The sequence below is a fragment of the Mesorhizobium sp. M0048 genome (assembly GCF_040323405.1).
Classification (GTDB): Bacteria; Pseudomonadota; Alphaproteobacteria; order Rhizobiales; family Rhizobiaceae; genus Mesorhizobium.
Window position 1 is genome coordinate 1 of the sequence record NZ_JAMYUV010000102.1, and the last position, 5,228, is coordinate 5,228.

At 62.5% G+C, this 5,228-nt stretch carries 6 protein-coding genes and 2 pseudogenes; 1 reads left to right on the forward strand and 7 read right to left on the reverse strand.

The window, feature by feature from the left end:
* The 3 genes and pseudogenes from NKJ84_RS32750 to NKJ84_RS33360 all read right to left on the reverse strand — a co-directional run.
* The coding region (locus tag NKJ84_RS32750; protein WP_352509961.1) for a transposase at positions 1-389 on the reverse strand (389 nt) is incomplete at its 3' end.
* An 86-nt stretch (positions 390-475) separates the two neighbouring features.
* A pseudogene (locus tag NKJ84_RS32755) lies at positions 476-1,261 on the reverse strand (glycoside hydrolase family 25 protein); the annotation flags it as partial.
* A gap of 90 nt (positions 1,262-1,351) precedes the next feature.
* Positions 1,352-1,495: pseudogene (locus tag NKJ84_RS33360) on the reverse strand (glycoside hydrolase family 25 protein); the annotation flags it as partial.
* A gap of 260 nt (positions 1,496-1,755) precedes the next feature.
* Here NKJ84_RS33360 and NKJ84_RS32760 point away from each other — a divergent pair.
* Positions 1,756-2,670 carry a hypothetical protein gene (locus tag NKJ84_RS32760; protein ID WP_352509963.1) on the forward strand — a complete coding sequence of 305 codons (915 nt, stop codon included), beginning with the start codon at positions 1,756-1,758 and terminating at the stop codon, positions 2,668-2,670.
* A 12-nt stretch (positions 2,671-2,682) separates the two neighbouring features.
* On the opposite strand, the gene NKJ84_RS32765 is transcribed toward NKJ84_RS32760, so the two are convergent.
* From NKJ84_RS32765 to NKJ84_RS32780, 4 genes are all read right to left on the reverse strand, one after another.
* Positions 2,683-2,895: a hypothetical protein gene (locus tag NKJ84_RS32765; protein WP_023717422.1), complete on the reverse strand. Its 213-nt coding sequence runs from the start codon at positions 2,893-2,895 to the stop codon at positions 2,683-2,685.
* A 118-nt stretch (positions 2,896-3,013) separates the two neighbouring features.
* On the reverse strand, positions 3,014-3,412 hold the full coding sequence (locus tag NKJ84_RS32770; protein WP_352509964.1) for a GFA family protein: 399 nt from the start codon (positions 3,410-3,412) through the stop codon (positions 3,014-3,016).
* Positions 3,413-3,607: 195 nt separating this feature from the next.
* The gene (locus NKJ84_RS32775; RefSeq protein WP_352509965.1) at positions 3,608-4,564 is read right to left on the reverse strand and encodes an alpha/beta fold hydrolase; all 957 of its coding nucleotides are present in this window, start codon (positions 4,562-4,564) and stop codon (positions 3,608-3,610) included.
* A 41-nt stretch (positions 4,565-4,605) separates the two neighbouring features.
* A complete protein-coding gene (locus NKJ84_RS32780; RefSeq protein WP_352509966.1) occupies positions 4,606-5,091 on the reverse strand; it encodes an SRPBCC family protein in 486 nt (161 codons plus the stop codon).
* Positions 5,092-5,228: the final 137 nt, after the last annotated feature.

Below are 5,228 nucleotides of genomic sequence, written 5' to 3' on the forward strand. Positions count from 1 at the left end.
AACTGCCGGTCCAGTTCGCCAAACAGCTTCTCCAGCAGCCCTTCGCCGACAAGCAGATTGCGAAAACGCGAAAGCACCGTGTGGTCGGGAACGCTCTCCTCCAACCCGAGCCCTACAAAGCGCCGGAACGACAGCCGGTCGCCAAGCGCCTCCTCAAGTTCGCGATCCGACAGGCCGTAGAGTGACTGCAGCAAAAGCGCCTTGAACAGAACCAGCGGTGGCCAAGCTGCCCGTCCGGGTCCGCCATCGCGCAGCGGGTTGAGCAGCTTCTCGAAGCGATACCACTTCACCAGACCCGACAATCGATCAAGCGGTGAAGAACCGCCAGCCAACTTGCCGCCCAGAAAAGCCTCCGCCAAGCTCAACTGGCCCATCTGCTTCACTGCCATCGCGATTCCCTCCGAGCTTCGTCTCAGAGAATCACAATCAGCGAATTACGCAACAGGCCCACAAGGGGAGAAGGCAAGAGCTGCCGCTACTCCGCCTCCGCTACCATCTGCCGGCCGCCAACCCAGTCGCGCCATGCCCGCTCATCGCCATGGAACACGTTGAGGTCGATGCGGCCCCTCACCCCGTGCGACAGGCCGGAGCCGGAATATTGCCAGAACAGCCATTTGCGGCCGGGATAGACCTTTGACGGATGCGCGGCCACGGCGCGCAGCCAGAATGGATAATCGGGGAAGGCGCCGCGCAGATTGTCACGGTAGAAATCGGGCGCGGTGTAGATGATCGGGCGCTGGCCGTAGTGGCGCTCGAGCTTGTCCATGAACACCTGCATCTTTTCCAGCACCTTTTGCCGCGACGGGCGGCGCTTGCAGCTGGATTCGCCGTTCCACTCGACGTCGATCACCGGCGGCAGCGCGCCCTCGACCCTCGGCACGTTGCGGATGAACCAGTCGGCCTGCTCGCCGGCGGTGCGGCACCAGTAGAAGAAGTGATAGGCGCCGCGCTTCAGGCCGGCGGCGTCGGCATTGCGCCAGTTCCTGGTAAACATCGGGTCGATATGATCGCCGCCGTCGGTCGCCTTGATGTAGGCGAAGTTGGCGCCCTGGGCGCGCAGCTTTTGCCAGTTCACATTGCCCTGCCAGCGCGAAACGTCGACGCCATGGACGGCAAGGCGCCTCGGCGAGGAGGACTTACCGAAATTGATCGGCTTGGCGTCGCGAAAACCATAGCGCGTGACCGGCTCGGCAAGCATCGCCGGTGCTGCGCGTGTCAGCCGCTTCGGCGGCGACATCAGCGCGATGACCTCGGCCGGCGGTTCGATGTCCTGATCGGGCACGTTCATCGCGACCGGCTGTTCGTCGTGCTCCTGTTCGGCAAAAGCGGGCGCAGCATCAGTCTTCGCCACGGATGCCACCGGCGCGGGTGGCCGCACAACCGAGCTGGTGGTCTCGCCGGACGGCACTTGCAGCGCATCGACGCCGGAGGTCGACGTGCAGCCGGCAAGGCACAGCGCTGCGATCGAAAAGATGACGACGCCTGATAACCGCATCTGGACCTGTACGCAAAACACAACAGACCGAAGGCAGGACAACGCCGTCGGACAAACCAAGCTGGATTCCTAACAAGAAACTACCAACAAAGTTTGAATCGAATTGTTAGGGGGTTTGCATCGGAACGTTCGCCCGGACGGGGGTGCGCCATCCCCCAACGTTCGACCACGTGGCTGCCTCGCAATCCCGCTTGACAACTCACGGCATGAGATTAGTCTCCACTAATCTTACGGTGTAAGGCCATACTTGGGAGGAAGTCATGCAGCCCGCCGCCCTATCAGAATTGCAGCCCGTAGCCCCGCCCGAGCCACGCTCGCCCGCCATCGGGATCGACGAAATATCGCGCGATCTCAGCCGCGTTATCGAACGCGCCGAGGTCAATGCCTGGCTCGATCTCTATCGCGCCGCCCCGGCAGACTTTGCCGCAAGGCAAGGCCTTGCCATCGCCGAAGATGGCGATCTCGTCTGGACCACCTGCACGACGATCCCGTTCATCCATTTCAACTGCGTCAAGAATCTCGGTGTCGATAGCGCTGCCACCGAGAGCCGGCTCGACGCGCTTCTGGCGCATTATCGCGAGGCCGGTATTCTGCGGCCCTGGTTCTACACCAATCCGCATACCGAGCCCGCGACGCTCAGCTGCTGGCTCGAGGCACGCGGCCTGCAGCGTCAGGGCGGTTGGGAACGCATCTTTCGCGACGCCACGCCATTGCCAACGGAGCCGCTTTTCCCGTCGAAGGATGTCTCGGTCGAGCGGGTGACGTCGGCAACGGCAAGGGAATGGGCTGGGTTCATCGACAGCCAATATCGGTTGCCGACCTCACCATGGTTGCTAGCGCTGGCCGGCCGACGCGGCTGGCATCATTATATGCTGCGGCGGGACGGCGCGGTGGCGGCGGTGCGCTCGATGTTCATCGGTGCCGACGGCATGGCCTGGAGCGGCATCGACGCGCCGGTGCCCGGCATCATGGCGCCGAGCTTCGACCTCGATGCAATGCTCGGCGAAGCGATGGTGCGCGACGGACTTGCGGCCGGTGCAAAACTGTTCGTGGCCGACATCGAGGCGCGGCAGTGCGAACGCGACGGGCCGGCGTATCGCAACTATGCGCGCCTCGGCTTCAGGCTCGCTTATTTCCGCAGCCATTACAGCTATTTGCCGGCAAATTCCGGCTGACCGCTTCAAGACCTAGCCGCAAAGCCACAGCTTGTGGCAGGTCGTGGCCATAAGGTGGGCCGGCGGTACAAAACGATCGTTGACCGCCACATCATCGTCCGCCCGGCGGACCTTTTCCTCGAGCAGCGTGCGAAGTTCTGCCGGCTGCACGCGGTCGCGCTCCATCACCAGCTTGATCATCGGATCACTCAAGAGCTCGTCCAGGGTGTTGATGCTGTCGTTCATTCCGTCGCCTCCTCGACTGCCGCCCGCACGCAATAGATGGGCAGCAATGATGGCCCGCCAATGACGCTTTGCCGGCTATCTCGTGTCGCTTTGGATTAAATTTTACCCAGACTTCACCTCAAGCCGGAGGTGGCGCGCCTTCATATTGCGGCAGGCCGTCGTCGATCTGGACCCAGGGCTGCTTCGAGGCGGTCCAGATATGCATCTCAGGCCTGAACACCGAAGGATCATCGAGCGAGCCGGTCGTGATGCCGATGATGCCGGCGGAATCGCGCCGGGAAAACAGCGTCGTGCCGCAACGCGGGCAAAAGCCACGCTTGAGATCGGGCGAGGAATTCACCGTCGCCAGCGGACCGTCGACCGTCACATCGTCGATGCGGAACAGCACGCGCGCGTTGAAGGCGGCACCCAGTGCCTTCTGGCAGAGCCGGCAATGGCAGACGCGCTCATTGATCGGTGTCGCCTCGACATGGTAGCGCACCACACCGCACAAACACCCGCCCTGATATCTTGCCATCGCCCATGTCCCTTCCTGCGAGGATAGGCGATACCTATCGACAGGCGTGGCACCGTCAATTGAAAAGCTTTGATGGCGTCATCTAAAGCTGTGATCCGGGCCGATGGGCGATCGGCTGGATGCGCCGCGCCAAGGCCTCATCAACGAAATGCCGGCCATCTCGCGGGAGACGGCCGGCAGCCAATTGACTGGACGTCAGTTCGTTTCGTTGACGACCTCATCCCAAGTCTTGACCTTGGTCTCGCCATTGAGGAACGGCAGCGCGGCAGCTGTCAGTTCCGGCGCGAAGAACACGTCGTAATGAGTGCGGTTCGGCAGGATCGCCAGGCGGTTTTGCGACAGGTTCTCGCGCATCCAGCCGGCGTCCTTCAACCCGCCGCCAAGCATCTGGTAGAACTTGATCTCGTGCTCGGGCCGGTACATGTCACTGTCGCCGAACACCAGCATGACCGGCATTTTCAGCTTCGGCACGTCGGCAGAATAATCGTAGTCCTTGCGCATATAGGCGCCGAGCTGGTCGAGCAGTTTCGGAAAATCCTCCGGATGCGGCGCGACCGCGACGTAGGATTTGTACATCGGCGTGTCCTTCATCATGTCGGCCATCGCTGCGCCGACTTGTGCCTGCTGGCCACGCATCTCGGCATAGAAGCCGTCCGCGGCGTAGCCGGTCGAGACCAGGACGAGCCGGCGCACCACGTCGGGATGCTGCACGGCCATGCGGAAGGCGACGCCCCCACCCAGCGAATAACCCATGACGTCGACCTTGTCGTAGCCGAGCGCCTTGACGATCGCCGCCATGTCGTCGCCCATCGCCTCCAAGCTGAGCGGCCGGTCGCCGAGCGCGGTGCGGCCATGGCCTTGCAGGTCGACCCCGATGACGGTGCGGTCTTCGGTAAGCTTCGGCAGGATCGGCGCGAACATGTCGGTTGTGCCGAGACCGCCATGCAGCAGAAGCAGTGGCTCGCCCTTGCCATGGACGGCGTAATAATAGTTCAGGCCGTTGATCGGCAGCAGGCCGGACTTTTGCGGCTTCGGCAGTGTTGCGGTTGCGGTCGTCATGGCAGGCTTGGCCTCCTCTGCGTTGATGGTGCCCGGCGCGGCAAAGAGCGCGGCGGCCGAGGCGAAAATGGCAAAAAATATCGATCTGGACATATCAGTCTCCCTCTCTCGTTTGCATCAAAGTCGCTTGTGCATCAAAGTAGCTTGGCGACCTCCTCGAGCTGTTCGGCGCACTGGCCCCAGCCGTCGTGAAAACCCATTTTCTCGTGCTGTTCGCGGTCGGCGACCGACCAATGCGCAACCCGGGCGATGTAGCGGGTCTTGCCCTCGCCCTCGTCGTCGAAGGTCAGCACGACCGTCATGAACGGCTTTTCGGACGGCTCCCACGCCTTGGTATAGGCATCGGTGAAGACGAGCTTTTTGCCTGGTACGACTTCGAGGAAGATGCCTGGATTCGGGAACTCCTTGCCGTCGGGATCGGCCATGACCACAAGGGTGGAGCCACCGGTCCGCACATCCATTTCGGCGCGCGGCGTCGTCCACGGCTTCGGCGAGAACCATTGCGTCAACAGGTTCGGCTCGGTCCAGCAGCGATAGACGTTCTCGCGCGGCGCATCGATGATGCGGGCGAGAACCAGCTCGCGGTTGGAGTTGGGGGCGATGTCGAGCTTGGTGGTCATGGCGTTCCTCACACGTCGGTTTTGGCTTCCGTGTCTAGCACTACTTTGGCAGATTTTTAGCGGAGAGGGTTCTGCGGCAGTGGGGACAACGGATTGGGGGCGGCTGCGCGAGCGCGGTGAGGATGGCTTGCCTGACG